Origin of the sequence: Mycobacterium riyadhense, from assembly GCF_963853645.1 — a bacterium.
Lineage (GTDB): Bacteria > Actinomycetota > Actinomycetes > Mycobacteriales > Mycobacteriaceae > Mycobacterium > Mycobacterium riyadhense.
Genome location: NZ_OY970456.1, coordinates 5,182,342 through 5,208,299, shown reverse-complemented (window position 1 = coordinate 5,208,299; position 25,958 = coordinate 5,182,342). Strand labels below are relative to the sequence as shown.

The following is a 25,958-nucleotide window of genomic DNA, read 5'->3' as shown; positions in this document are numbered from 1 at the left end:
CCGGCGGGTATTCCGGCCGGGGCGTCCGTTCGATATCGTGCGGGCCATGGCAATCAAAGAGTCCCGCGACATCGTCATCGAGGCCAGCCCCTCCGAGATCCTGGACGTCATCGCCGATTTCGAAGCGATGCCCGAGTGGTCCGAGCCCCATCAGAGCGCACAGATCCTGGAGAGGGGCGACGACGGACGGCCCAGCCAGGTGAAGATGAAGGTCAAGACCGCGGGTATCACCGACGAACAGGTGGTGGCCTACACGTGGGGCGAGAACGAGGTGACCTGGACGCTGGTCAGCTCCGGCCAGCAGAAGTCGCAGGACGGGAAGTACACGCTGGTGCCACAGGGGGCCGAGGCCACCCTGGTCAAGATGGAGATCACCGTGGACCCGAACGTTCCACTGCCCGGCTTCGTGCTCAAGCGGGCTGTCAAGGGGAATATCGATTCCGCGACCAAGGAACTGCGCAACCGGGTGTTGAAGGTCAAGAAAGGCGGCTAGTCACAGTGACCAACGGGGGGCCCCTGGCCGGGGTGAGGGTCATCGAACTCGGCGGCATCGGACCAGGCCCGCATGCCGGGATGGTGCTCGCCGACCTCGGTGCCGACGTGGTGCGGGTGCGCCGGCCGGGCGGCCTGCAGATGCCGTCGGAGGATCGCGATCTGCTGCACCGCGGGAAGCGGATCGTCGACCTGGACGTCAAGACGCAGCCCGAGCTGCTGCTGGAGCTGGCCGCCAAGGCCGATGTGCTGCTGGACTGCTTTCGGCCCGGCACCTGCGAGCGGCTCGGGATCGGTCCCGAGGACTGCGCGGCGGTCAACCCGAGACTGATCTTTGCCCGCATAACCGGTTGGGGACAGGACGGACCGTTGGCGCCGACGGCGGGCCACGACATCAACTACCTGTCGCAGACCGGCGCGCTGTCGGCGCTCGGCTATGCCGACCGGCCGCCGATGCCGCCGCTGAACCTGGTCGCGGACTTCGGCGGTGGTTCCATGCTGGTGCTGCTGGGCATCGTGGTCGCGCTGTATGAGCGCGAACGGTCGGGGCAGGGCCAGGTTGTGGACGCCGCGATGGTCGACGGAGTCAGTGTGCTGGCCCAGATGATGTGGACGATGAAGGCCATTGGCAGCCTGCGCGATCAGCGCGAATCCTTTCTGCTCGATGGCGGCGCCCCGTTCTATCGCTGCTATGAGACCTCCGACGGCAAATACCTGGCCGTCGGCGCCATCGAGCCGCAGTTCTTCGCGGCGTTGCTGGCCGGGTTAGGTCTGGCGCCCGGCGACGTGCCGAATCAGCTGGACATCGGCTCGTACCAAAAGATGCACGACATCTTCGCCGAACGGTTCGCCAGCCGAAGCCGCGATGAGTGGACCCAGGTCTTCGCCGGCACCGATGCATGCGTGACGCCGGTACTGACCTGGAGCGAAGCGGCCACAAACGAGCATTTGACGGCGCGATCGACGCTCATCACCGCCCATGGCGTTGAGCAGGCCGCGCCCGCACCCCGGTTCTCCCGAACGCCGCCCGGCCCGGTTGGGCCGCCGCCGGCTATCACCACACCCTTGAACGAAATCGGATGGTAATTGAAGTATCGGGCCGAACACCGTCCCTCGGTCGGGTCACGTTGCTAGCGTTGAACTCAGTGGCCGTACAAGTCTCGCGCGAAATTGTCATTGATGCGCCACCGGAGAAGGTCATGGAGGCGCTCGCAGATCCGCGCGTCTTGACGTCCTGGTCACCGCTGCACAAGCAAGTGGAAGTGATCGACTATTACCCTGACGGTCGCCCGCACCATGTGAAGGCCACCATCAAGATTTTGGGGCTCACCGATAAAGAGGTTCTCGAATATCACTGGGGCCCGGATTGGGTGTGCTGGGACGCCGGTCAAACTTTTCAGCAACATGGGCAGCACATCGAGTACACCGTCAAGCCCGAAGGCGTCGATAAGGCGCGGGTGCGTTTTGACATCACCGTTGAACCGGCGGGACCGATACCAGGTTTCGTCGTCAAGCGGGCCAGCGAGCACGTGTTGGATTCCGCGGCAAGGGGACTGCAGAAGTTGGTCACCGGCGATGCCGATCCGGGCCACTCCGAATAGTTGAGCTGGGCTCATCCGCGTTTCGGCGTGGTCCGTCACCGCACAGCGTTGCTAATTTAATACCCGATTTGGCTCATTGGTTCGCGGCTCGGCATCGCTGGAGCCCGCTGACTTGTGAGTTTGCTTCGGGACGCGTCGAGAGTTGTGCACTAACCCCGACCTGCGGCGCGCCGCTGGAGTCTTCCTGGTGGGCCGGTCTTTCAAGCGCACCTGGAGGCGACGATAGCGAGCCGGGGCTACTCCGAACTACGTTGGCGCGCACCATGACTGCAATTGACGCGACTTTCTCCTCCAGCTGTCTGCATTGCTCTCAAGTCACATCCGCAACTCTGGCCTGTGCCGGAGGCTATGGTCTCCCTGCCCACCTAATGGGAATGGATCGGCTGTAGTCGTTGACCGTGCTTTATGGATGGTCATCGGCGAGGCTGATTTGGTGAGCCGCCGGCCGGTGAGCACTATTGCCCACCAGGAACGATTGATTCCTTCGGCGTAGACCGTTGCCCCGGTCCGGTCGTGGGTCAGTTGTAGCGCTACTGGGATGTTGTGCCATGCGAGCACTGGACCATTAGGCCGCAGCCGGGTGGCTTCAGGCTCGAACAAAGAGTAGTTCGATCCAGTGAGGAGAAGGTGGTGAGGTGATGTTGTTTGTTGGCGATGACTGGGCCCAAGACCATCACGACGTGTATCTGATGGACGAGGCTGGCGCACGTTTGGCCGCAACGCGATTACCTGAGGGGTTGACCGGGATCGGGCAGTTCCACGAGTTGCTCGCCGAGCATGCCGACGATCCCGGCGAGGTGATCATCGGGATCGAGACCGACCGCGGCGTGTGGGTGGGTGCGCTGGTCGCGGCCGGTTATCAGGTGTACGCGGTCAATCCGAGGTCGGTGGCCCGGTACCGGGACCGCCATGGGGTTTCGGGCGCGAAATCCGATGCCGCTGATGCGAAGTTACTGGCCGATCTGGTCCGCACCGACCGCCACAACCACCGCCCACTCAGCGCCGATAGTTCGCAGGGCGACGCGATCCAGGTGCTGGCCCGTGCCCATCAGGGCCTGATCTGGACGCGGGCGCGCCAGTCGGCCACACTGCGCGCCAACTTGTTGCAGTACTATCCGGCGGCCCTAGAGGCGTTGCCCAGTCTGGGCGACCGGGATCGCGACCGCGACGCGCTGGCAGTGCTGGGCCGAGCTCCCACCCCCACACAAGGTGCCCGGTTGAGTCTTAGCAAAATCGGATCGGCGCTTAAAGCCGGTGGGCGCCAACGCAACATCGACGAACGCGCTCGCCAGATCCAAGCGGCCCTGCGCACCGAGCAACTGGCCGCCCCCGAGGCCGTCACACAGGCCTGCGGCGCCATCACCAGCGCCACGGTCAACGTGCTGATCGAACTCACCGATCAGATCAGCCAGTTGGAAACCACGCTGGCTGAGCATTGTGAAAAGCACCCGGACGCCGACATCTACCGCTCCCTGCCAGGACTTGGTGTCATCCTCAGCGCCCGGGTGCTCGGTGAGTTCGGGGACGCCCCGAACCGCTACACCACCGCCAAGTCTCGCAAAAACTACGCCGGCACATCACCGTTGACCGTCGCGTCGGGAAGACAAAAACTCGTGCGGGCCCGCTACGTCCGCAACGACCGCCTCTACGACGCCATCGACCGCTGGGCGTTCGCCGCCCTGCAATGCAGTCCCGGTGTGCGCGCCTACTACGACCAACACCGCGCCGCCGGCGACACCCACCACCAAGCCCTACGGGCCTTGGGTAACCGCCTCGTGGGCATCCTGCACGGTTGTCTACGTCACCAAACCCTCTACAACGAAGACACCGCCTGGGCCCACCGACAACTCACCGCCGCTTGACTCTTCCAACGTACCCGCGACAACTGGGGTTTCTGCAGGTCATTCCCGAAGCAGAGGGCCGCGCGGTCAAGACCCCACGGCTGCGTTTGTTTTTGCTTGTTTTGAAGCTTCCTGGTCCTGGCTGGGCGGCGTCGAAGTCGGCGTCGGGGTCAAGGTTCGGGCGCAGCCCGACCGCGTAGCGGCCGTAGGGCCTTGACGGCGGCGCCGTTCGGCGCATGCTGTTCAGGGCAAGGGAGATCGAGATCGCTTGTGCTGCTTTCGGCTTTTGGGGTTGACGATATTGGTCGTTGACGCTCTTCAGTGCCCGGTTTGCCGGGTTGCGGCCCAAACCGACAACCCACCGCCGCTTGACTCTTCCAACGCTGGGATGTCTATCCGCGACAACGCGGTTTGTGCAGGTCAACGCCACCGCGGGACCCGCACGGCCACCACCAACGTGGGCACAACACCGCAGCTCAGGCGGTTGTCGCTGCGAGCCGGGCGCATCGGGTGTGTCACCGGGCGCAGCGACACATGTGACTGTTGTGACGGTGCGATGTGCCCGATTTATGGTCACCGGCGACGCCGATGCGGGCCACTCCGAAAATAGTTGAGCTGGGCTCATCCGCGTTTCGGCGTGGTCCGTCACCGCACAGCGTTGCTAACTTAATAGCAGTGGCCGTTCAAGCATCGGGCGAAATCGTCATTGACGCGCAGCCGGAAGTGATCATGGAGGCGCTCGCCGACATGGACGCTGTGCCGTCGTGGTCTTCTGTACATAAGCGAGTCGAAGTTATCGACACCCATCTCGACGGTCGGCCGCACCACGTGAAGGTCACTATCAAAATCACCGGCATCGTCGACACCGAATTGGTCGAATACCACTGGGGACCGGACTGGATGGTGTGGGACGCCAGGAGGACCGCCCAGCAACACGGACAGCACGGCGAGTACAACCTGAGCCGAGAGGGTGACGACAAGACCCGGGTGCGATTCACTATCACTGTCGAGCCGTCCGCGCCGCTGCCCCAGTTTTGGGTCAAGATAGCTCGTAAGAAAATCCTGCATGCCGCATTGGAGGGACTCCGCAAGCGGGTTATGGACGGCTAGAACACGGGCCCGTCGCGCAGCACGCCCAATCGTCGGATCGCCTCGTCCAGGGTTTCCTCGCGTTTGCAAAACGTGAAGCGCACCATGTGATTCCACACATCGTCTTGCTTGGAAGCGTGTTGCGCTGCCGGGTCACAGAACGGTGACATCGGGATCGCGGCCACGCCCACTTTCTCGGGTAGTGCCGCACAGAACTTCATGCTGTCGTCGTGCCCTAGCGGACGTGGGTCGGCGCAGAGGAAGTATGTGCCGTGGCTGTCGTGGACGGCGAAGCCGATGTCGGTAAGTGCCGCCGACAGCCGATCGCGTCGGTGTTGCAGCGTGCTTCGTAGTTGTGTCACCCAGGCGTCCTGGGTATCGAGAGCCGTGGCCACCGCGGGTTGAAATGGCGCGCCGCCCACATAACTCAGGTACTGTTTGGCCGCCCGCACTCCGGCGATGAGTTTGGCTGGGCCGCAAGCCCATCCGATCTTCCAGCCGGTGCAATTGAACATCTTGGCGGCACTGGAGATGGTGATCGTGCGTTCGGCCATGCCGTCGAAGCCGGCGAGCGGCAGGTGTTCGTGGCCGTCATATACCAGGTGCTCGTACACCTCGTCGGTGATCACCAAAAGGTCTGCAGCCACAGCGATCTCGGCAATGGCCGCCAACTCGGTCGCGTTCAGCACCACGCCGGTCGGGTTGTGCGGCGAATTGACGATTAGCGCTCGAGTCCGCGGTGTCAGTGCGCGTCGCAACGCATCGGTGTCCAGTGCAAAGCCGCGGCCGTCGGGGACCACCGGTACGACTACCCGGTGTGCGCCGGCCATTGCCACGACCGGTGAGTAGGAGTCGTAGAACGGCTCGATGAGCAGTACCTCCGAGCCGGGTTCGACCAGGCCCAGCACCGCGGCCGCAATGGCTTCGGTGGCCCCCACGGTCACCAGCACCTCGGTGTCGGGGTTGTACTCGATGCCGAAACGCCGTCTTCGCTGGGCGGCGATGGCCTGGCGTAGCGGTTGGATTCCCGTGCCCGGTGGGTACTGGTTGACGCCGGCCGCGATGGCGTCTTGGGCGGCTTTGAGCATCGCCGGCGGGCCGTCCTCGTCGGGAAAGCCCTGCCCGAGGTTCACCGCGCCGATGCTCGCGGCCAGCGCCGACATTTCGGCGAACACCGTCGTCGCGTATGGCCGCAGTCGCGACACCGTCATGATGGACGAGCTTATTGTGTGCGGGCCGGCCGTCGAGCGTCACGCCGGCGCGGCTGCCGGGCTCGGCGGGCACTCCGGCGTGCCGCTCGGCGTAGCTGACCAGCGAAGTCGGGCCCAACCAACAGGTTGGCCGACGGCCCTGTTAGTGTGCCCCTACTGGACCTACTCTTTAAGAAGGATCCTAACCCCCCTTTTTGGAACAGGAATCGACATGTCCGAAGAAGCCTTCATCTATGAGGCCATCCGCACGCCGCGTGGCAAGCAAAAGAATGGCTCGCTGCACGAAGTCAAGCCACTGAGCCTGGTCGTCGGCCTGATTGAGGAGCTGCGCAAGCGCAACCCCGATCTCGACGAGAACCTGATCAGCGATGTCATCTTGGGGTGCGTCTCACCCGTCGGGGACCAGGGTGGCGATATCGCCCGCGCCGCGGTGCTCGCATCGGGCATGCCGGTCACCTCCGGCGGCGTTCAGCTCAACCGGTTCTGCGCATCGGGCCTCGAAGCCGTCAACACCGCCGCGCAGAAGGTGCGCTCCGGCTGGGATGACCTCGTGCTGGCCGGTGGCGTGGAGTCGATGAGCCGAGTGCCAATGGGATCCGATGGCGGCGCCATGGGATTGGACCCGGCCACCAACTACGACGTCATGTTTGTTCCGCAGGGCATCGGCGCCGACCTGATCGCCACCATCGAGGGCTTCTCCCGCGATGATGTCGACAACTATGCGTTGCGCAGCCAGGAGAAGGCGGCCGCGGCGTGGTCGGGCGGTTACTTCGCCAAGTCCGTGGTGCCGGTCCGCGACCAGAACGGTCTGCTGATCCTCGACCACGACGAGCACATGCGGCCCGACACCACCAAGGAGGGGCTGGCCAAGCTGAAGCCGGCCTTCGAGGGCCTCGCCGCGCTGGGCGGCTTCGACGACGTGGCGCTGCAGAAGTACCACTGGGTGGAAAAGATCAACCACGTGCACACCGGCGGTAATAGCTCCGGCATTGTCGACGGTGCGGCGCTGGTGATGATCGGTAGCGAGGCTGCCGGCAAGTCGCAGGGCCTGACCCCGCGGGCACGCATCGTGGCCACCGCCACCAGCGGCGCCGACCCGGTGATCATGCTCACCGGCCCGACCCCGGCTACCCGCAAGGTGCTCGACCGCGCGGGGTTGACTGTCGACGACATCGACCTGTTTGAGCTCAACGAGGCGTTCGCATCGGTGGTGCTGAAGTTCCAGAAGGACCTGAACATTCCCGACGAGAAGCTCAACGTCAACGGTGGCGCCATCGCAATGGGTCACCCGCTGGGCGCCACCGGCGCAATGATTCTGGGCACCATGGTCGACGAATTGGAGCGCCGCAACGCCCGGCGCGCGCTGGTCACGCTGTGTATTGGCGGCGGCATGGGTGTCGCGACGATCATCGAGAGGGTTTAAGCGCATGGCAGACAACACAATCCAGTGGGACAAGGACGCCGACGGCATCGTCACACTGACCATGGACGACCCGTCCGGGTCGGCCAACGTGATGAACGAGGCCTACATCGAGTCGATGGGCAAGGCGGTGGATCGCCTTGTCGCCGAAAAGGATTCGATCACTGGTGTGGTGATCACCAGCGCGAAGAAGACCTTCTTCGCCGGCGGTGACGTCAAGACGATGATCCAGGCGACGCCGGAGGATGCTGGCGACGTCTTCGACACCGTCGAGACGGTCAAAAAGCAACTGCGCACGTGCGAGACGTTGGGCAAGCCGGTCGTGGCCGCCATCAACGGGGCGGCCCTGGGTGGTGGCCTGGAGATCGCGCTGGCTTGTCATCACCGGATCGCCGCCGACGTCAAGGGCAGCCAGCTCGGCCTGCCCGAAGTCACGCTGGGGCTGCTACCTGGCGGCGGCGGGGTAACCCGCACCGTGCGGATGCTGGGTATCCAGAACGCTTTCGTCAGCGTGCTGGCGCAGGGCACTCGGTTCAAGCCGGCCAAGGCCAAGGACCTCGGGTTGATCGACGAGGTGTTGCCGACGGTCGAGGAACTGGTGCCGAGGGCGAAGGCGTGGATCAAGGCCAATCCGGACGCGCACGAGCAGCCGTGGGACAAGAAGGGCTACAAGATGCCCGGCGGCACTCCGTCGTCGCCGTCATTGGCGGCGATCCTGCCGTCGTTCCCGTCGAACCTGCGCAAGCAGCTCAAGGGCGCGCCGATGCCCGCGCCGCGGGCCATCCTGGCCGCCGCGGTTGAGGGTGCACAGGTCGACTTCGATACCGCCACCCGCATCGAAAGCCGTTATTTCGCTTCCCTGGTCACCGGCCAGGTTGCAAAGAACATGATGCAGGCGTTCTTCTTCGACCTGCAGGCCATTAACGCAGGCGGATCGCGGCCCGACGGCATCGGCAAGACCCCGATCAACAAGATCGGTGTGCTCGGTGCCGGCATGATGGGCGCCGGTATCGCCTATGTCTCGGCTAAGGCCGGCTACGACGTGGTACTCAAGGACGTGAGCCTGGAGGCCGCGCAAAAGGGCAAGGGCTACTCCGAAAAGCTGGAGGCCAAGGCGCTGGAGCGGGGCCGCACCACGCAGGAGCGCAGCGACGCGTTGCTGGCACGCATCACCCCGACGGCCGACCCGGCCGACCTCAAGGGCGTGGACTTCGTGATCGAAGCCGTCTTCGAGAACCAGGAACTCAAGCACAAGGTGTTCCAGGAGATCGAAGACATCGTCGAGCCCAACGCGGTCCTTGGGTCCAACACCTCAACCCTGCCGATCACCGGTCTGGCGACCGGCGTCAAGCGGCAGGAGGACTTCATCGGGATTCACTTCTTCTCGCCGGTCGACAAGATGCCGCTGGTGGAAATCATCAAGGGCGAAAAGACATCTGATGAGGCACTGGCCCGGGTGTTCGACTACACGCTGGCCATTGGCAAGACCCCGATCGTGGTCAACGACAGCCGCGGCTTCTTCACGTCCCGCGTCATCGGCACCTTCGTCAATGAGGCGCTCGCGATGCTCGGCGAGGGCGTGGAGCCGGCTTCGATCGAGCAGGCGGGTTCGCAGGCCGGCTACCCGGCACCGCCGCTGCAGCTGTCCGACGAGCTCAACTTGGAGCTGATGCACAAGATCGCCGTCGCCACCCGTAAGGGCGTCGAGGACGCCGGCGGAACCTATGAGCCGCACCCGGCCGAGGCCGTCGTCGAGAAGATGATCGAACTCGGTCGGTCCGGGCGCTTGAAGGGCGCCGGCTTCTACGAGTACCCCGACGGCAAGCGGTCCGGGTTGTGGTCAGGGCTGCGGGAGACGTTCAAGTCGGGGTCGGCTGAGCCGCCGCTGCAGGACATGATCGATCGCATGCTGTTCGCCGAGGCGCTGGAAACCCAGAAGTGCCTCGACGAGAACGTGCTGACGTCGACGGCCGACGCCAATATCGGGTCGATCATGGGCATCGGGTTCCCGCCGTGGACCGGTGGTAGCGCGCAATACATCGTCGGCTACGAAGGTCCGCTCGGCCGGGGCAAGGACGCCTTTGTGGCCCGCGCCCGCGAGCTCGCGGCCAAGTACGGCGACCGCTTCCTGCCGCCGGACTCGCTCACCTAAGTACCGCGAGCAGACGCAAAAGCCCCCATTTCGCACCGAAATTGGGGGCTTTTGCGTCTCTCTCGAAAATGAAGGTGACCCGAAGCGGGTGAGTGGCTGCCCCCGGGCGTTATGCGGCTTCGGTGAGTGGTTCGAGAGTCACTTTGTATCCCAGGCGTTCTAGTTGCTTGATGGCTTTGGTCTTGGTTCGCGCGGGCTGGTGTCGGGTGTAGTAGTCAGCACCGGGGTCACGGTAGAAAGCACCGTTTACCAGCATGTTCCATGCATCGGTGAGCATCTTGTGTTCGAGGCTGACCAGGGCGATCAGGGCGGGCAAGGAGTTGCGTCGTGGTTTCTTCCTGCGCGTTTGAACGGGCCGCCTGCCGGCGATGCGTCGATAGCGGACGCTGTAGTAGGTGTCTTTACTACGCGCGGCCGATAGGGCAGCTATGCCCAGGGCGGCCTTGAGGTGATGGTTGCCGGGGCGGGTGGCGGCTGATTTGACCCGGCCCGCTGATTCGTTGCAGCCGGGCACCACCCCGGCCCACGACGCCAGGTGTGCGGCGGTGGGGAACACGCTCATATCGGCGCCGGTTTCGGCGATGAACACATCGGCGACGATTCGCGACCAGCCCGGGATGCTCATCAGCAGTTCCCGGACGGCCTGAAAGGGTTTGATCGCCTCCTCAATGCGCGCATCGAGGCGAGCGATGTCGGCAGCATGGGCATCGATGCGATCCAGGTAGAGCCGCGCCATAAACGCGTGATGGTCGTTAAACCGTCCGCGCAACGCCTCGGTGAGCGCGGGAATCTTCTGGCGCATCTGCCCTTTGGCCAGATCGGCGATCACCGCCGGGTCGCGCTGCCCGGCGATGAGTGCTTCAAGCATCGCCCGCCCCGACACCCCGACGATGTCGGAGATCACCGCCGAGAGTTTGATCCCGGTGTCTTCGAGCAGCTTTTCCAGCCGCTGGATCTCTTTAGTGCGCGCTCGAGTGATGGTGGTGCGCGCCCTAGTCAGATCCCGCAACACCCGAATCGGCTCCGGTGGCACAAACGAGGCCCGCAGCAGCCCATGTGCGCCCAGATCGGCCAGCCACGCCGCATCGGAGACATCGGTCTTACGACCGGGCACATTGCGCGCCGCTTTAGCGTTGACCAGCATCACGTTCAGCTGGCCTTCGAGCAGGTAATAAAACGGTTTCCAGTAATCCGACGTGGATTCGATCACCACACAACTGACCCGTTCGGCGATCAGGTGCTCCCGCAACGCCAGGATCTCGCCGGTGGTCGACCCCCACGTGCTCACCGTCGTCGACGTGCCCCGCCGACCCTGACCCTGCACCCGGACACATACCTTGGCGTCCTTCTTGGAGACATCAATGCCCGAACACCGCGGATGAACCACCTCCATGACCATCACCTTCCATCCAGAACTATTGTCGTGGAGCGTGTTTCGGGGAGAGCCAAACAAAGACAGGAGTCTCTCTCGCGTGCTCACAGGCAACAATCCACGGCCCCCGCACAACCACAGGGGTGCTCTCCGCCACCAAGCTGCTCGCCGTACTCACCGGCAACACAGACGCAACGGGGTCCACCGAAACACCCCACAAGCGTCGACCCAACCCGCTCCGAGAAGCAACCCGCCACCACGGCTACCAAGCCGAACGCCCCGGACTAATTTTCATCCCCCACGCCGGGGTGCAGCCCCCTTGGCAGCTGCTCGCGGGTCAAACGGGCGCGTACTCCTTGTACTGCATCGAATCGTGTAGGCGCGCGCCTTTGGTGTTCAGCCTCGCGATCGCTTTGGTGAGCCCGGTGGGAAGCAGCGTGATCAGCTGACCGGCACGGGTCAGTGCCCAGACTCCGGCGCGGGACGCCGGCACGATGGTCTTGGCAGTGGCACGCGCAAAGGCGCGGCTGCGCCGCACGGGTTCAGCCATCTGGGCTTCGTAGGCGGCGAAGGCACGTTCGTAATCTCCGTTAGCTTGGGCTAATTCGCCGGCGAGTGTGTACGCGCCGACCACCGCGATGCTGGTGCTTCCGCCCACCGCGGGGCCGGGGCAATATCCCGCGTCACCGACGAGTGTGACCCGCCCGCGCGACCAGGTGTCCATCTGTAGCTGGGTGATTGAGTCGAAGTAGAACGTTGGTGTGCGGTCCAACTCGTCGAGCCAGCCGTCTACCGTTGGATGCATCCCGGCAAACGCGTCGTGCAGTAACTCTTTTTGCCGCAATACATCTCGGTAGTGGTATTGCAATTCCGCCTTGCTGCGGAACATGAACAAGCTGCGTGCGTCTTGTAGGGGTTGGGCCGTGTAGATCCCTGCGAGGCGGCCCGCGCCGACGTGAACGATCATTTCGCCTTCGCTCGCAAGGGTTTTCGGCACCGACTGTACCGCCAGATAGCCGCCGAGGAACTGTGTGCGTACCGCGTCTTCGCCGAAGACAAGTCGGCGTACGTTCGAGTGCAGCCCGTCGGCGCCGATCACAACGTCGGACCTGCGCGGTGCCGCGTGCTCGAACGTCACGTCGCCATCGGGGGAGATGCTGGTGATCGAGTCGCCGAATAGGTACTCGACGTTGTCGCGCGCGGCGCCGTAGTAGGCCTCGCTGAGGTCGTCGCGCATGATCTCCACGTGCCGGTCGGATGCCGCGCCGATGACCTTCGTGAGGTCGAGGCGGGCCGGTCGGTGGACACCCTCGCGGTGCATGGTCAACGCGTCCGTTCCGGTGACACGCGCCTCGATCTCCGGGAGCACACCCATCTTTTCCGAGATCTCCATGGACGGCCGGAACAGGTCGACCGCATGCCCGCCGGTCTTGCGCAAGCTCGGCGCCCGTTCGACGACGGTGACGTCGAACCCGTACCGGACGAGCCAGTACGCGAGTACCGGGCCGGAGATGCTGGCCCCCGAGATCAGAATCCGCACGTCGACCTCCCTGGCTCGAAGTTAGGCCTAACACAGAGCTTACCTAACGGTAAGTCAGTTAAGCTCTGTGGGTGACCAAGCCAAGGTCGGACACCAGGCAGCGCATCCAGGAGGTCGCTCGCGAGCTGTTCTTGCGCCACGGCGTGCAGCGAACCAGCCTGCAGGATATCGCCGACGAGCTCGGGATCACCAAACCCGCTTTGTACTACCACTTCACCTCGCGCGAAGACCTGGTGCGCAGCATCGTGGTGCCGCTGATCGAAGAAGGTGAGCGGTTCGTCGCCGATTCGGAGCGCGTTGGTGGCGTCGATGCTCGGGAGTTGCTGGAGGGCTACTTCGATTTCTTTTACCGGCATCGGCAGGATCTCATGCTGGTGTTGGCCGAATGGACGACGCTGTCTGACCTTGGTCTCATCGATACCGTGCTGGCATGGCATGAGCGATTGGGCAGGGTGGTATTCGGCCCGAAGCCGCCGCTTGCGCAAGCCACCCGCGCGGTGGTCGCCTTGGGCGGCCTGCAGGACTGCTGCATCCAGTTTCCCGATGCGCCCTACGAGGAGTTGCGTGCACGCTCGGTGGATGCCGCGCTCGCCGCGCTGGGGGTATTGCGCTGAGGTCGCTAGTCGCCGGCGTGGGGCAGCCAGCGCAGGTACTCGTAGCGACCAAGCGATTCCAGGCGTCGCCACAGCACGCTGGTCGGAAGCGCCTGGCTGCGATGCCGGCGGACCGCCTGATACTGCCTGCCTCGGTCCACCAGCACGATCAGGTCGATGTCGGTGGGCGGATGTCCGATAAATCCTGCGCCGTATTCGGTGTTAAGTGAGTCCGCGACGCTGGCAGGCACCGTCCATGCCAGCACCGGAAGCCCCATTTTGGCCGCGGCGGATTGCGCGGCCGCGGTCGCCTGCCGATGGTCGGGGTGCCCGGTGACTCCGGTGGGGTCGAATACCAGCAAGCCCTCCGTGCCGAGTCGCATTGCGAGATCGACGACCGCAGCGGCTAATTCATCGGCGGGCGTGTCGGCCAACCGCCCGTCTGGATAGCTCAAGAGGTCCACCGTGCCAACACCGAGCTCGGTGGCCGCGGCCGCCAGCTCGTGGGCGCGGATATCGCCGAGCTCGCCGTTGACACCGTGAAGCGTGGAAGCCTCACCCTGGGTCAGACACAACACCGCAAGCTTTGCCCCGTTGTCAGCGAACGTGGAAAGAATTGCGCCCAAACCAAACGACTCGTCATCGGGGTGGGCGACCACGGCAAGGACCGATCGCCATCCGGGGAGTCGGGCAGTGACCATCAGACATGTGGCCTAATCCGGATTGCGGATTCGACTTCGTCGACCGTGAGTTCTTTGGTGCAGAAGAACCAATCCTCGCAATGAGCATCGCCAACCTGTGTCTCCATCCGCTCTTGCGCGGTACCGCTAGAGCCTGGGGCGGGCAGGATTACCGGTTCGCCGGGCCGCCAGTCGGCCGGTGTTGCGACACCGAAATGGTCCGCTGTCTGGAGCGCTTTGACCACACGCAGCAATTCTTTGAAGTTGCGGCCCAGGCTTAGCGGATAGTAGATGATCGCGCGGATCGTTCCCTTATGGTCGACGACGAAAACCGCACGCACTGCCTTGCTCGAGTCTTCGCCGGGCATGATCATCCCGTATTTCTTGGCGACATCCATTGCGACGTCTTCGATGACTGGGTAGGAGATTTCGATGTTCTTGAGGTCGCGGAAGGCAATTTTGTCCTTGATCGTTCGTAGCCAAGCGATGTGGCTGTAGAGACCGTCGACCGAGAGTCCCACGAGTTCGGTGTTGTAGGCCGCGAACTGTTGCTGCATCAATGCGAAGGTCATGAGCTCGGTTGTACAGACCGGAGTGAAGTCGGCTGGGTGCGAAAAGAGGATGACCCATTTGCCTTCATAGTCGCGGGGAAAGTTGATCTCGCCCTGGGTGGTCAGAGCGCTGAACGCGGGCGCTGTCTCGCCGATGCGCGGCATCGATGTCGTCGCGACAGTGGCTTCCGTAGTGATGGTCATTTGCACGCTGTCCTTTCTCAAGCAGTTATCGTCGCCGCCTTGCAGCATGTCCCCGACGCCGCAGCGGTGGGTAGGGCCAATGGTCATCGGGCATTGAGGCCACGCGTCCCTTTTCGGGAAAGGGTGTTCGTGCCCAATCGATTACCCGGACCGGCGCGTCGGGGCCCCGGCCGGCGCACACCATATCGAGTCGAAGTGGTGGGGGCCGCTAGGTCGCTGCGGCGGCCTTGCGCTCAGCGATCCGGGTCCGCACTGTGGTCATGTGATTTATCCTTTCCGTGGCTACACAGGAGAGTGACCTGCGGCGTGCGGCTTAGTGCAGTCGCGAGTTAGAACGAGGTTGGCTGGCCACGCACCCGACTGGTGTGATTGACGCTCACCGCGGCGATCCTGTGCCGGCAGCCGCATCGACGAACTCGCAGAACGCGTCGTAAGCACGCGCACCGTAAATCGTGGCCGGCCCACCGTGCATGAGAATGCTTACGCCAATGGCCTCGGCGGCTTCCTCTTTCGAGGCTCCGGCGCGAACGGCCCCCTGGGCGTGGGACGCGATGCAGCCATCGCATCCGGCTACGACCCCGATGGCAAGTGCGATGAGCTCCTTGAACTTCCGCTCTAACGTCCCTGAGTTCAGTGCGCCGTTGCTCATCTCCGCGAATCCCCGGTACACGTCAGGGATCATCTGGCGTAGGGTGCGATGCTTCGGGTTGAGTTCGTTGAGGATGTCGTGGTAGTGGCTGTGTTCGCTCATGACCCATACAATGCTAATACCCCGTGGGGTATTCCCGAGGTTTCGTTGGTACCCCTGGGGTGCGATGCAAGTCGGCGACGTGAAGGAAGGGGGTCAGAGCATCACCGCGGTGCTCAATCAGGCTTCGCCGCTTCCAGGGACAGCTCGCCGCGGTGGTAAACATGAATGAGCCGGGCCACGGCTGCGGTGGATCTCGTCACCCAGAGGTATTTCTGCGCCTAGCCTAAAGTTCGGGCGCGCAATCGATTACCGGCACACAACAGACAGCCAAAGGAGGAGTAGCGATGACCACGGGTCTGAGCGCCAAGCTGAACACCTCGTTCGAGGAAGCGGTTGACCGGACCACCCGCGCCCTGGCGGATCAGGGTTTCGGCGTGCTGACCACGATCGACGTCAAAGCCACACTGAAGCAAAAACTTGGCGAAGACATGGAGAATTATGTGATCCTCGGTGCCTGCAATCCGACGTTGGCGCACCGCGCTCTTGAGGTAGACCGCCAGATCGGCCAGTTGTTGCCATGCAACGTCGTGGTGCGAACCGACCTGGACAGTCAGGCCGACACGGTGCTGGTCGAGGCGATGGACCCGCAAATCATGGTCCAGGTCGCCGGCCAGCCGGCAGGGCTGCAGGAAATTGCCGATCAAGCGGCCGCCAAACTGCAAGCTGCGATGGGCGCGGTTGGCCAAGCGGCTCCGACAGAATAGCCCTCCTGCAACGCGGGCCCACGACCCAGGCGCAGGGCGGGCTTCCGCACAACACTCCAATCAGCAGCAAACGCTTGGGTTCGGTATCGGCGGACGGGGCGATCGGCACACCGCCGCTGCGCACAGTGTGGGTCTGAAAGTCGAAACGCCCGAACAGCTGATTTCGAGCCTGACATCCGAGGTCGTGCAGTCAGGAGTCAAAGGTGTCACAGTGCACCCGAAACACGGGCCGATGGCTTCGCCATCGTCAAGGCAACCCGGTGAGTGCACGGCTGGACGTGCCGGGCCCGACATTCATCCGTCCTGGTAGCGATGACGTCGGGCCCGGGCAAAGCCGGTCAGCGCTTCGATGTCCGACCGGCCCCCACCGGCGGTCACCAGGGGAGGCACGACGTGCACTAACTTCAGCGGCACATTGCGCATCTCAGCGTCACGAGCCGCCCATTCGACCGCCATTGTGGATGACGGCGAGCCATCGACGCCGACCACAAATCCGGGGTGGGTGTGTTGATCTGACATATGGATCTCCCTATTTGAGGGCACCGACGAGGGCATGTCGTCGGCAAGTGAACGCGCTCTGAAATACCGCTGAGGTTAGGTGATCATCGAAGTTGGGACAGGAGCCACTAGTCCTCAACCAATGGGCATTAGTGCTGCATTAGTGCCTCGGAGCGGTGGGTTTGACGGTGATCCGGGCCGCCGGGCGTCAGCGAACGGCGGAAGGGGCGGCCCCAGCATTGGGCAGCCCCTCACGCAGGTCGGTTTGCGCCGAACCGTTACTTGCCTGGCTCTTCGGGTTGCTAGCTTCGGCGTCGGTATCCTCGCCCAGCAGCAGGGAACGAACCAGCCGACGCGGCCCGAAGGGTCGAAGCATGCAACTTGCCGGTCGGGGTCGCACATTCTGTGGCCACCAGAACCAACGCCCGAGCAGGGCCGCGATGGATGGCGTCATGAGCGACCGCACCACCAAGGTGTCGAACAGCAGGCCCAGGCCAATCGTGCTGCCGGCCTGGCCGATTGAGCGTAGGTCGCTGGCGGCCATGGACATCATGGTGAATGCGAACACCAGGCCCGCGGCAGTGACGACACTACCCGTTTCGCCCATGGAGCGAACGATGCCCGTCCTCAGCCCGGCACCAATTTCCTCCTGGAACCGCGACACCAGCAGCAGATTGTAGTCGGATCCGACAGCCAGCAGAATTATCAACCCAAACACCGGCGCGATCCAGTTCAAGTCCGGGCCCAAAATATGTTGCCAGACAAGGACCGACAGTCCGAAGGCGGCACCCAACGACAACAGCACCGTACCCACAATCACAAACGATGCAACCAGGGCTCGTGTGATGATAAGCATCACAACGAATATCAACGTCAGCGCCGCTATGCCCACGATCATGAGGTCGTACCTCGAGCCGGTCTGAATATCGTTGTAAACCGCTGCCGTGCCGGTGAGATAGAACTTGGCGTCGGCCAAGGGTGTTCCCTTCACGGCTTGGTGCGCGGCGTTGAGCTCCGGCTTGACCGCGGCGATTCCTGCGGGAGTTGCCGGGTCGACGTCGTGAGTGATGATAAATCGTGCTGCCTTGCCGTCCGGCGACAAGAAGAGTTTGAGGCCTCGCTGGAAATCGGGGTTGTCGAACGCTTCCGGCGGTAGGTAGAAGTAGTCGTCGGCCTTGGAGGAGTCGAAGGCCTGGCCCATTGCGCTTGCGGTGTCCGTCATCCGGGACATTTGAGTGACTAATCCCGAGAAGCTGCTGTGCAGGGTTAGCAGGGTCCCTCGCATGGACTTTGCGACAGCGATTATCGGCGAGAACTCCGTCAGCATCTGGGGAAGCAACGCATCGATCTTGTTCAAATCGCTGAGAAGCGTGCTCATCTCTTCGCTGAACGTGTCCACGCCGTCGATCGCCTCGAACACCGACCTCGCCGCCCAGCATGCGGGGATATTGAAGCAGTGTTGTTCCCAGTACAAGTAACTGCGAAAGGGTCTGGTGAAATCGTCGAAATCCGCTAAGTGGTCCCGCATTTCATCCAGCGTGGCCTTCATCTCGGTCATGTCGCCGACCGTGTGATGCGTGGTGTTGCTCATCTGCGCCAGCAGGCCATACATCCGTTCCATCGAGCCGATCATGACGCCGAGATCGTCGCTCATCGTGAGCATGTCGGCCGTTCGGTCTTTCATGAATTGCAAGTTTTGTTGTATCGGGAGCGCCTGCATGCTGACCTGGAACGGTATTGACGTGTGCTCGATCGGGCCGCCCAAGGGTCTGGTGATGCTTTGGACCCTCGCGATTCCCGGCGTACGGAAGACGTCTTTGGCAATCCGGTCCAGGATGATCATGTCGCTTGAATTCCGCATATCGTGATCACCCTCGACCATGAGGATGTCGGGATTCAGTCTGGCGGAGCTGAAATGGCGTTCTGCCGCGGCGTATCCGACATTCGATGGGAGATTCGGCGGGATATAGAAGCGGTCGTTGTAGCTGATCTTCATGCTGGGCACGACGAGCAAGCCGACGAGGGCGATGAGTAATGACGCCACAAAGATCGGTCCAGGCCAGCGGACGGTGGCTGTGCCGATGCGCCGCCATCCCCGCGTCTTGATCATGCGCTTCGGATCCAGCAGACCGAACCGGCTTGCGACGGCGACAACGGCCGGCGCCGCAGTCAGTGCTCCCGCTATCACGATGAGAAGACCCAGCGCGGAAGGAATGCCCAGGGCCTTAAAGTAGGACAACCGCGCGAAGTGGAGGCATAATGATGCTCCGGCGATCGTTAGCCCCGATCCCAAGATGACGTGATAGGTTCCGCGAAACATCGTGTAATAAGCAGTTTCTCGGTCTTGGCCGGCCTGACGTGCTTCTTGATAACGTCCGATCAGGAATATCGCATAATCCGTTCCGGCCGCAATTGCCAGGGACGACAGCATGGCGACGACGAACGTCGAAAATCCCAGTAGGTCGTAGTTGCCGAGTAGCGCGACGACCCCCCTTGCCGTGCCCATCTCAAAACCAACCATCACCAGAACGAGCAACACGGTGCTGATGGAGCGATAGACGACGAAGAGCATGATCATGATGACCACGCCTGTTACGCCCATCATCTTGAACATGCTTTTGTCGGCGGCCTCGGTCATGTCCGTCGTGAGCGCTGCCGGGCCGGTGACGTTTGCCTTGACCCCCTCGGGCGGTGGTAACGAGTCGACTATCTCGCGAACCGCGTGGACGGACTGGTTTCCCAACGTGCTGCCCTGGTCGCCGGCTACGTTGAGTTGGACGTATGCGGCTTTGCCGTCTCCGCTCTGAGACCCGGCCGCAGTGATCCGGTCTCCCCACAAATTCTGGACATGCTGTACGTGCTTGGCGTCGGCTGCCAGCCTATTCACCAAGCGGTCGTAGTATGCGTGCGCTTCGTCGCCGAGTTCTTTGTTGCTCTCCAAGACAACCATGACCATGCTGTCCGAATCCGACTCATCGAACGTCGCCCCAATGTGCTTCGCGGCGATCATTGATGGTGCGTCTTGTGGCGTCATCGTGAGCGCGTGCGTCCTCGCGACCGATTCTATTGGCGGCACAATGACATTCACGGCGACCGTCATGAGCAGCCAGGCCAGGATGATGGGTATCGCGAATCCGCGGATGGCCCGCATCAGAAGTGGGGGGTTGTCGTCCTGGACGTTCTTGACGTTCATGCGGCCTTCACCAAGCAGAAGGTCTGGGCGTGATGTCCGTTGGAGGATTGCTCGTCGCGGATATCGCCGTTCACGATGATGCGACACCCGATGGTGTCACTGTTCCCCTGTGCTACCACATTGGCGAGCACCGCCGGAATCGTCGTAGTGAAGGTGTAAGTCCAAGGCAGGCTGGTGAAGTCGGCTTGCTCGGGCTCGGCATTCTTGTTCAGATAGCTCACGCTTCCTGCCGCGCCGCTGGGCCCGAAAACCTCGTAGGTCACCCGCTTAGGATTGAAGGCCGCTATGGTGTCAGCGCTGCCGCCGGTCGACGACAAGGTTTCGTCGGAGCCGAAAACGCCGCGCAGGCGATCGACGGCTATCGCACCGACGCCTACCGCCACCACCACGATCAACGGCAACCAAGCCCGCTTGAGGAAAGTGGACATTGAAGTTTCCCTCGTGCCTCGTTCTTGTCGGTGTAGTTTCATGCGCCAGCAGCTGGGCGCGATAGGGTCGTTCGGCCCTCAACAACATGGCTTTTGGCACGCCGGCTTGCTATTTCGCTTGGACACGCGGGCGTGCCTGAACCAGCATGGGTTCGCGTCGACGGCCTGTGCGGGGGCTCATAGTTCGTGAGGGACGTCGGGTAGGTTTCACGAAACGCGCTCCGGACTCCAGTTGCGATCATTGCCCAGCTCCTCTTTTGGTCCGTCACCGCTGACCGAGGGTTTCGCCCAAGATACCCTACCCCGTACGGCATACGTAGTGAATTGAAGTTCGTTACTGCGGCATGACCCACGTACTACTGAACTATGGGACTGGCAAACAGAAAGCGCGAAGCCGCGGCGACGCGCTTCTCGAGCTGACCGGGCAAGCGCTTAGCTGCGACTATCGCCCGATTCGAACCCGTATGTCCGGCTTTGCGGGCCGTTGCCTTCCCACTCGGTAACTCGACCGGTGGTGGCTTAGATCTTGCTGTCAGGCAAGTGCGAGGAAGAGTTTCTCCAGCTCCGACTCGGTCATCGGCCGCGCTCCCTTTGCGCCTTTACCCGTGGCGCATTCGCGCAGGCCGGTGGCAACGATTTTGAATCCGGCGCGATCCAGCGCGCGCGAAACCGCCGCGAGTTGTGTGACGACGTCCTTGCAGTCTCGGCCCTGCTCGATCATCGAGATCACACCGGCAAGTTGGCCCTGCGCGCGCCGCAGTCGGTTCAGTACGGCTGCAATGCTGTCCTCGTCACCAACCATCGTGGGTCCCCTTCGTGTTGTTCTTCGCAGTATATCCCGGGGGGTATCCGGGAAGGCTTGGATCTATGACCGGGCTTCGCCCCGCGCCACTGCGCGACTCGGGTGTCCTGACAGCAGGCCATTCCGGCTCCATCGTCGCCACACTAGAGTGCCTAGACATGCGCTTCGGTCTCTTCATCCCGCAAGGCTGGCGAATGGATCTTGTCGGCATCGAACCCGAGAACCACTGGGCGGTGATGCGCGAACTGGCCACCTACGCCGACGGCAGTGCCTGGGACTCACTGTGGGTTTACGACCACTTCCACACCGTTCCGATGCCCACGGGCGAAGCCACGCATGAGGCGTGGTCACTGATGGCCGCATATGCGGCGACCACATCGCGGGTCAAGCTCGGCCAGATGTGCACGGCGATGAGCTACCGCAATCCGGTCTACCTGGCCAAGGTGGCCGCCACCGCCGACATCATCTCTGGTGGTCGCATCCAGATGGGTATCGGCGGCGGCTGGTACGAACACGAGTGGCGGGCTTACGGCTACGGGTTTCCGTCGGCGGGGGTGCGGCTGGGCAGGCTGGATGAAGGCGTCCAGATCTTGCGCGACGCCTGGCGCGACGGCAAGGTCACCTTCGACGGTAAGCACTACCAGGTCGATGGCGCTATTGTGGCTCCGAAGCCGTTGCAAGACAACGGCATTCCGCTGTGGATCGCCGGCGGTGGCGAAAAGGTGACGCTGCGTATTGCCGCCCAGTACGCGCAGTACACCAATTTCACGCCGGAGCCAACGGCGTTCGCCCACAAGTCGGAGGTGCTGGCAGAGCACTGCCGCAAGCTGGGCACCGACTTTGAGGCCATCGTACGATCCGCCAACTTCACTGCCCTGATTGGGACTTCGGACGCCGATGTCAAAGACCGGCTGCAACGGGTCCGCGACCGGATGGTCGGCTACGTCCCGGAGGCCGTCGCGGACGCGATGATCGCCGGTGGCAGCGGCCCGGATTCGGCGACGGGCACGCCGGAACAGGTGATCGAGCGGATGGCGAAGATCCGTGACTTGGGTTGTGAGTACGCGATCTGCTACTTCCCTGAAGCCGCCTATGACCGTTCCGGCATCGAGCTGTTTGAACGCGAAGTGATACCTGCGTTGAGCTAGATATCGGTCGTGACGTAGCGCGATTTGACAGGGGCGGCGGCCAGCAATGGCGGCAGCTCCGTCAGTCGACCTGCGCCGGCGCGAAATCTGCGGTAGGCCTCGTCGTGCTCGACCGTCTCCCAGAGTTCGTAGATAAGCCAGTGCGTTTCGTCGTCTTCATCGACAAGCACGTCGGTGCGGAGGTTCCCGTCAAACGCCCGGGTATCCTGCAGCGCGCGGGCCATGAGCTCGCGTCCGGCTGCGACCGCTTCGGGTTTGAACTTGAGTTCGAGGATCACGGTGATCGGCATGGGCGCCATGCTGCCACGGGCGTAGAGAACGGGATTTCCACTTTTCCGGAACGGTGTTGTACGGTTTGAGGTGCAGCATTCTCTTGCCCGACGACGGAGGATCCTTCGATGCAGAAGGCACTCGCCCCCGACATCTCGACCTGGCCTGACCCGAACCCGCAGCTGATCGGCAGTCGCTGTGACAGCTGTGGCGCCACCACCTTCCCGGTGCAGCAACGATGTCCGCGCTGCAGCGTCGGAGAGATGAGTGAGGTGCTGTTGCCGCGCCGCGGCACCGTCGTGACGTGGACCACGCAGGGTTTCCCGCCCGGACCTCCGTATGCCGGTCCGACCGGCAAGGATTTTGTGCCGTTCGGCATGGGCCTGGTGCAGCTGGGCTTAGGACAAGACGCTGTGATCCGGGTCGAGGGCAGGCTGACCGAAAGCGACCCGGCCAAGCTGAAATTCGGCCAGGAGGTCGAGCTCACCATGGTTCCGCTCACCGTAAACGAGGAAGGCGAAGAGGTCCTTACGTTCGCGTTCACACCCGTAGGAGCCTGAGATGACTAACGACGTCGCGATCGTCGGCGTGGGCCTGCATCCGTTCGGCCGGTTCGAAAAGACCGCGATGCAGATGGGCGCCGAGGCCATTCAGTCCGCGCTGACGGACGCCAATGTTCAGTGGAAGGACATCCAGTTCGGCTTTGGCGGCAGCTACGAGGTGTCCAACCCGGACGCGGTAACCAGGCTGGTGGGTCTGACCGGTATTCCGTTCACCGACGTGTTCAACGCCTGCGCCACCGCGGCCAGCGCCATTGCGCAGACCGCCGACACCATCCGATTGGGCAAGTACGACATCGGCATCGCCGTAGGCCTGGACAAGCATCCGCGCGGCGCATTCACCGACGACCCCGCGAAATTGGCGCTGCCGCAGTGGTATGCCCAGAACGGGCAATTCGTCACCACCAAGTTCTTCGGCATGAAGGCCAACAAATACATCCACGACCACAACATCTCCCAGGCCACGCTGGCCAAGGTCGCCGCCAAGAACTACCGCAACGGTGCACTGAACCCGAACGCATTCCGTCGCAAAGCGATTCCCGAAGAAGAGATCCTGAACTCGATGGTGCTCAACTACCCACTGACGCAATACATGTTCTGCGCGCCCGACGAAGGTGCGGCCGCGGTTGTTATGTGCCGCGCCTCCTTGGCGCACCGGTTCACCGATAAGCCGGTGTACGTGCGAGCCTGCGAGATTCGCACCCGCCGCTATGGTGCCTACGAGGTGCACGCCACGTCGGCTCCCTTGGACGAGGACTCCTCGCCGACGGTCTACGCGGCCAGGGCGGCCTACGAGGCCGCCGGAATGGGACCCGAAGACATCGACCTGGCCCAGTTACAGGACACCGACGCCGGCGCCGAGGTCATCCACATGGCCGAGACTGGTTTATGCGCCGACGGCGAGCAAGAGAAGTTGGTGGCCGACGGCGCCACCGAGATTGGCGGTGAGCTGCCGATCAACACCGACGGCGGACTCATCGCCAATGGAGAGCCGATCGGCGCCTCAGGGCTGCGGCAGGTGCACGAGTTGGTGCGACAGCTGCGCGGCGAGTCGGGCGAGCGTCAGGTACCGGGCAACCCGCGCGTCGGCCTGGCCCAGGTGTACGGCGCGCCGGGCACCGCGTCGGCGACCATCCTGTCGCTCTAGGGTGGCGCGAGCAGACGCTAAAGCCCCCGAAACAGCGTTGTTTCGGGGGCTTTAGCGTCTGCTCGCGCAAACTAAACCGCGTCGGCGTCCTTGATGATGTAGCCGTATCCCTGCTCGGCCAAGAACCGCTGGCGGTGCGCGGCGTACTCGGCGTCCAAGCTGTCGCGGGCCACCACCGAGTAGAACATGGCACCGCCGCCGTCGGACTTAGGCCGCAGCAGTCGCCCCAACCGCTGGGCTTCCTCCTGGCGTGAGCCGAACGTTCCCGAAACCTGCACCGCCACAGCGGCTTCCGGCAAGTCGATGGAGAAGTTCGCGACCTTGGAGACCACCAGCGTGGAGATCTCACCACGACGGAAGGCGTCGAACAATGCTTCGCGGTCAGCGGTTTTGGTGCCGCCCTGGATAACCGGAGCGTTCAACTCAGCGCCGAGCTCATCCAGCTGATCCAGGTAGGCACCGATCACCAGGGTCTGCTCGCCGGGATGTTTCTCCAGAATCGACTTGACGACAGCGATTTTCGTGTGCACGGTCGAGCAGAGCCGGTAGCGTTCTTCGGGCTCGGCGGTGGCATACATCATCCGTTCGTTGTCGGTCATCGTCACCCGGACTTCGACACACTCCGCCGGCGCGATCCAGCCTTGAGCCTCAATGTCTTTCCACGGCGCGTCATAGCGCTTGGGGCCAATGAGGGAGAACACGTCGCCCTCGCGACCGTCCTCGCGGATCAACGTGGCGGTCAGGCCCAGGCGTCGCTTGGATTGCAGGTCGGCGGTCATCCGGAACACCGGTGCTGGCAGCAGATGCACCTCGTCGTAGATGATCAGCCCCCAGTCGCGGCTGTCGAAGAGCTCCAGATGCCGATACTCGCCCTTGGTGCGGCGGGTGATCATCTGGTACGTCGAGATAGTGACGGGCCGAATCTCCTTGCGTTCGCCGGAATATTCACCGATCTCGTCCTCGGTGAGCGAGGTCCGTGCGACCAGCTCGCGTTTCCATTGCCGGGCGGCCACGATGTTGGTGACCAGAATCAGCGTGGTCGCACTGGCCTTGGCCATGGCCGCCGCACCGACCAGCGTCTTGCCCGCGCCGCACGGCAGTACCACCACACCGGACCCGCCAGCCCAGAACGAGTCGGCGGCCATCTGCTGATAGTCGCGGAGCTGCCAACCGTCCTGCTGCAGGCCGATCGGATGCGCCTCGCCGTCCACATAACCGGCGAGATCCTCAGCGGGCCAACCGATCTTGAGTAGCAGCTGCTTGACCCGGCCACGCTCGCTGGGGTGCACGATGACGGTGTCGTCGTCGATGCGGGCGCCCAGCATCGGGGTGATCTTCTTGTTGCGCAACACTTCTTCGAGCACGGCGCGATCCAGGCTTACCAGCGTCAGGCCGTGCGCGGGGTTCTTGACCAATTGGAGCCGGCCGTAGCGCGCCATGGTGTCGACGATGTCGACCAGCAGCGGCTGAGGGACCGCGTAGCGGGAGAAACTGACCAGCGCATCGACGACCTGTTCGGCGTCGTGGCCGGCGGCGCGGGCGTTCCACAGCGCCAGCGGCGTGATCCGGTAGGTGTGCACGTGTTCGGGTGCGCGTTCCAGCTCGGCGAACGGCGCGATGGCGGCGCGTGCCGCGCCGGCTAGTTCATGTTCTACTTCCAGCAGTACCGTCTTGTCGGACTGCACGATCAACGGCCCGTGGTTCACAGATT

General features: G+C 63.2%; 24 protein-coding genes. 12 read left to right on the top strand and 12 right to left on the bottom strand.

The genetic code is table 11. The features are described 5' to 3' along the window. Positions 1–46: 46 nt before the first annotated feature. The 5 genes from AADZ78_RS22845 to AADZ78_RS22825 all read left to right on the top strand — a co-directional run bounded on the left by AADZ78_RS22845 (position 47) and on the right by AADZ78_RS22825 (position 5,044). Positions 47–493 carry an SRPBCC family protein gene (locus AADZ78_RS22845; RefSeq protein ID WP_085250700.1) on the top strand — a complete coding sequence of 149 codons (447 nt, stop codon included), beginning with the start codon at positions 47–49 and terminating at the stop codon, positions 491–493. 5 nt (positions 494–498) lie between these two features. Continuing rightward, positions 499–1,578 carry a CaiB/BaiF CoA transferase family protein gene (locus AADZ78_RS22840; RefSeq protein ID WP_085250701.1) on the top strand — a complete coding sequence of 360 codons (1,080 nt, stop codon included), beginning with the start codon at positions 499–501 and terminating at the stop codon, positions 1,576–1,578. A 59-nt stretch (positions 1,579–1,637) separates the two neighbouring features. Then, complete coding sequence (locus AADZ78_RS22835; protein ID WP_139828723.1) at positions 1,638–2,093, top strand: SRPBCC family protein; 456 nt, start codon at positions 1,638–1,640, stop codon at positions 2,091–2,093. A gap of 638 nt (positions 2,094–2,731) precedes the next feature. Then, positions 2,732–3,955, top strand: a complete 1,224-nt coding sequence (locus AADZ78_RS22830; RefSeq protein ID WP_204800883.1) for an IS110 family transposase — start codon at positions 2,732–2,734, stop codon at positions 3,953–3,955. A gap of 654 nt (positions 3,956–4,609) precedes the next feature. After that, positions 4,610–5,044, top strand: coding sequence for an SRPBCC family protein (locus AADZ78_RS22825; protein WP_204080242.1), 435 nt, complete (start codon positions 4,610–4,612; stop codon positions 5,042–5,044). On the opposite strand, the gene AADZ78_RS22820 is transcribed toward AADZ78_RS22825, so the two are convergent. After that, on the bottom strand, positions 5,041–6,234 hold the full coding sequence (locus tag AADZ78_RS22820) for a pyridoxal phosphate-dependent aminotransferase (protein WP_085248422.1): 1,194 nt from the start codon (positions 6,232–6,234) through the stop codon (positions 5,041–5,043). The genes AADZ78_RS22825 and AADZ78_RS22820 overlap by 4 nt on opposite strands. Before the next feature lie 211 nt (positions 6,235–6,445). Between AADZ78_RS22820 and AADZ78_RS22815 the strand changes: the two genes are divergently transcribed. Further along, a complete protein-coding gene (locus AADZ78_RS22815) occupies positions 6,446–7,657 on the top strand; it encodes an acetyl-CoA C-acetyltransferase (protein ID WP_085248420.1) in 1,212 nt (403 codons plus the stop codon). A gap of 4 nt (positions 7,658–7,661) precedes the next feature. Further along, positions 7,662–9,806 carry a 3-hydroxyacyl-CoA dehydrogenase NAD-binding domain-containing protein gene (locus AADZ78_RS22810; RefSeq protein ID WP_085248418.1) on the top strand — a complete coding sequence of 715 codons (2,145 nt, stop codon included), beginning with the start codon at positions 7,662–7,664 and terminating at the stop codon, positions 9,804–9,806. A 109-nt stretch (positions 9,807–9,915) separates the two neighbouring features. On the opposite strand, the gene AADZ78_RS22805 is transcribed toward AADZ78_RS22810, so the two are convergent. Together AADZ78_RS22805 and AADZ78_RS22800 are read right to left on the bottom strand one after the other, a co-directional pair. Beyond that, positions 9,916–11,199, bottom strand: coding sequence for an IS110 family transposase (locus AADZ78_RS22805; protein ID WP_085253334.1), 1,284 nt, complete (start codon positions 11,197–11,199; stop codon positions 9,916–9,918). A 316-nt stretch (positions 11,200–11,515) separates the two neighbouring features. After that, positions 11,516–12,718, bottom strand: a complete 1,203-nt coding sequence (locus AADZ78_RS22800; protein WP_085249077.1) for an FAD-dependent monooxygenase — start codon at positions 12,716–12,718, stop codon at positions 11,516–11,518. A gap of 71 nt (positions 12,719–12,789) precedes the next feature. Here AADZ78_RS22800 and AADZ78_RS22795 point away from each other — a divergent pair, with 71 nt between their 5' ends. Further along, entirely contained in the window at positions 12,790–13,332 is a 543-nt protein-coding gene (locus AADZ78_RS22795) for a TetR/AcrR family transcriptional regulator (protein WP_085249076.1), read from the top strand. A gap of 5 nt (positions 13,333–13,337) precedes the next feature. Here AADZ78_RS22795 and AADZ78_RS22790 read toward each other — a convergent pair whose 3' ends face one another. The 3 genes from AADZ78_RS22790 to AADZ78_RS22780 all read right to left on the bottom strand — a co-directional run bounded on the left by AADZ78_RS22790 (position 13,338) and on the right by AADZ78_RS22780 (position 15,497). Further along, on the bottom strand, positions 13,338–14,012 hold the full coding sequence (locus AADZ78_RS22790) for a PIG-L deacetylase family protein (RefSeq protein WP_085249075.1): 675 nt from the start codon (positions 14,010–14,012) through the stop codon (positions 13,338–13,340). Then, positions 14,012–14,746 carry a peroxiredoxin gene (locus AADZ78_RS22785; protein ID WP_264033332.1) on the bottom strand — a complete coding sequence of 245 codons (735 nt, stop codon included), beginning with the start codon at positions 14,744–14,746 and terminating at the stop codon, positions 14,012–14,014. The genes AADZ78_RS22790 and AADZ78_RS22785 overlap by 1 nt, the downstream gene beginning before the upstream one ends. Positions 14,747–15,122: 376 nt before the next feature. Next, positions 15,123–15,497: a carboxymuconolactone decarboxylase family protein gene (locus AADZ78_RS22780; RefSeq protein WP_085249074.1), complete on the bottom strand. Its 375-nt coding sequence runs from the start codon at positions 15,495–15,497 to the stop codon at positions 15,123–15,125. Positions 15,498–15,781: 284 nt separating this feature from the next. On the opposite strand from AADZ78_RS22780, the gene AADZ78_RS22775 reads away from it, so the two are divergent. Further along, on the top strand, positions 15,782–16,201 hold the full coding sequence (locus AADZ78_RS22775) for a DUF302 domain-containing protein (protein WP_085249073.1): 420 nt from the start codon (positions 15,782–15,784) through the stop codon (positions 16,199–16,201). Between the two features lie 294 nt (positions 16,202–16,495). Here AADZ78_RS22775 and AADZ78_RS22770 read toward each other — a convergent pair whose 3' ends face one another. The 4 genes from AADZ78_RS22770 to AADZ78_RS22755 all read right to left on the bottom strand — a co-directional run bounded on the left by AADZ78_RS22770 (position 16,496) and on the right by AADZ78_RS22755 (position 21,122). Further along, the gene (locus AADZ78_RS22770) at positions 16,496–16,720 is read right to left on the bottom strand and encodes a universal stress protein (RefSeq protein WP_085249072.1); all 225 of its coding nucleotides are present in this window, start codon (positions 16,718–16,720) and stop codon (positions 16,496–16,498) included. Between the two features lie 187 nt (positions 16,721–16,907). Continuing rightward, a complete protein-coding gene (locus AADZ78_RS22765; protein WP_085249081.1) occupies positions 16,908–19,850 on the bottom strand; it encodes an RND family transporter in 2,943 nt (980 codons plus the stop codon). A gap of 38 nt (positions 19,851–19,888) precedes the next feature. After that, positions 19,889–20,320, bottom strand: coding sequence for an MmpS family transport accessory protein (locus AADZ78_RS22760; protein WP_085249071.1), 432 nt, complete (start codon positions 20,318–20,320; stop codon positions 19,889–19,891). A 532-nt stretch (positions 20,321–20,852) separates the two neighbouring features. After that, a complete protein-coding gene (locus tag AADZ78_RS22755; RefSeq protein ID WP_085249070.1) occupies positions 20,853–21,122 on the bottom strand; it encodes a metal-sensitive transcriptional regulator in 270 nt (89 codons plus the stop codon). A gap of 158 nt (positions 21,123–21,280) precedes the next feature. Here AADZ78_RS22755 and AADZ78_RS22750 point away from each other — a divergent pair, with 158 nt between their 5' ends. After that, entirely contained in the window at positions 21,281–22,270 is a 990-nt protein-coding gene (locus tag AADZ78_RS22750; protein WP_085249069.1) for an LLM class F420-dependent oxidoreductase, read from the top strand. On the opposite strand, the gene AADZ78_RS22745 is transcribed toward AADZ78_RS22750, so the two are convergent. Continuing rightward, positions 22,267–22,560, bottom strand: a complete 294-nt coding sequence (locus AADZ78_RS22745) for a putative quinol monooxygenase (RefSeq protein ID WP_085249068.1) — start codon at positions 22,558–22,560, stop codon at positions 22,267–22,269. The genes AADZ78_RS22750 and AADZ78_RS22745 overlap by 4 nt on opposite strands. A 108-nt stretch (positions 22,561–22,668) precedes the next feature. On the opposite strand from AADZ78_RS22745, the gene AADZ78_RS22740 reads away from it, so the two are divergent. Together AADZ78_RS22740 and AADZ78_RS22735 are read left to right on the top strand one after the other, a co-directional pair. Beyond that, positions 22,669–23,100 carry a Zn-ribbon domain-containing OB-fold protein gene (locus tag AADZ78_RS22740; RefSeq protein WP_085249067.1) on the top strand — a complete coding sequence of 144 codons (432 nt, stop codon included), beginning with the start codon at positions 22,669–22,671 and terminating at the stop codon, positions 23,098–23,100. Position 23,101: 1 nt separating this feature from the next. Next, positions 23,102–24,247 (top strand): thiolase family protein, encoded by a 1,146-nt coding sequence (locus AADZ78_RS22735; protein ID WP_085249066.1) that lies wholly within the window; start codon positions 23,102–23,104, stop codon positions 24,245–24,247. Positions 24,248–24,318: 71 nt separating this feature from the next. On the opposite strand, the gene AADZ78_RS22730 is transcribed toward AADZ78_RS22735, so the two are convergent. Next, positions 24,319–25,953, bottom strand: coding sequence for a DNA repair helicase XPB (locus AADZ78_RS22730; RefSeq protein WP_169726229.1), 1,635 nt, complete (start codon positions 25,951–25,953; stop codon positions 24,319–24,321). Positions 25,954–25,958 lie beyond the last annotated feature (5 nt).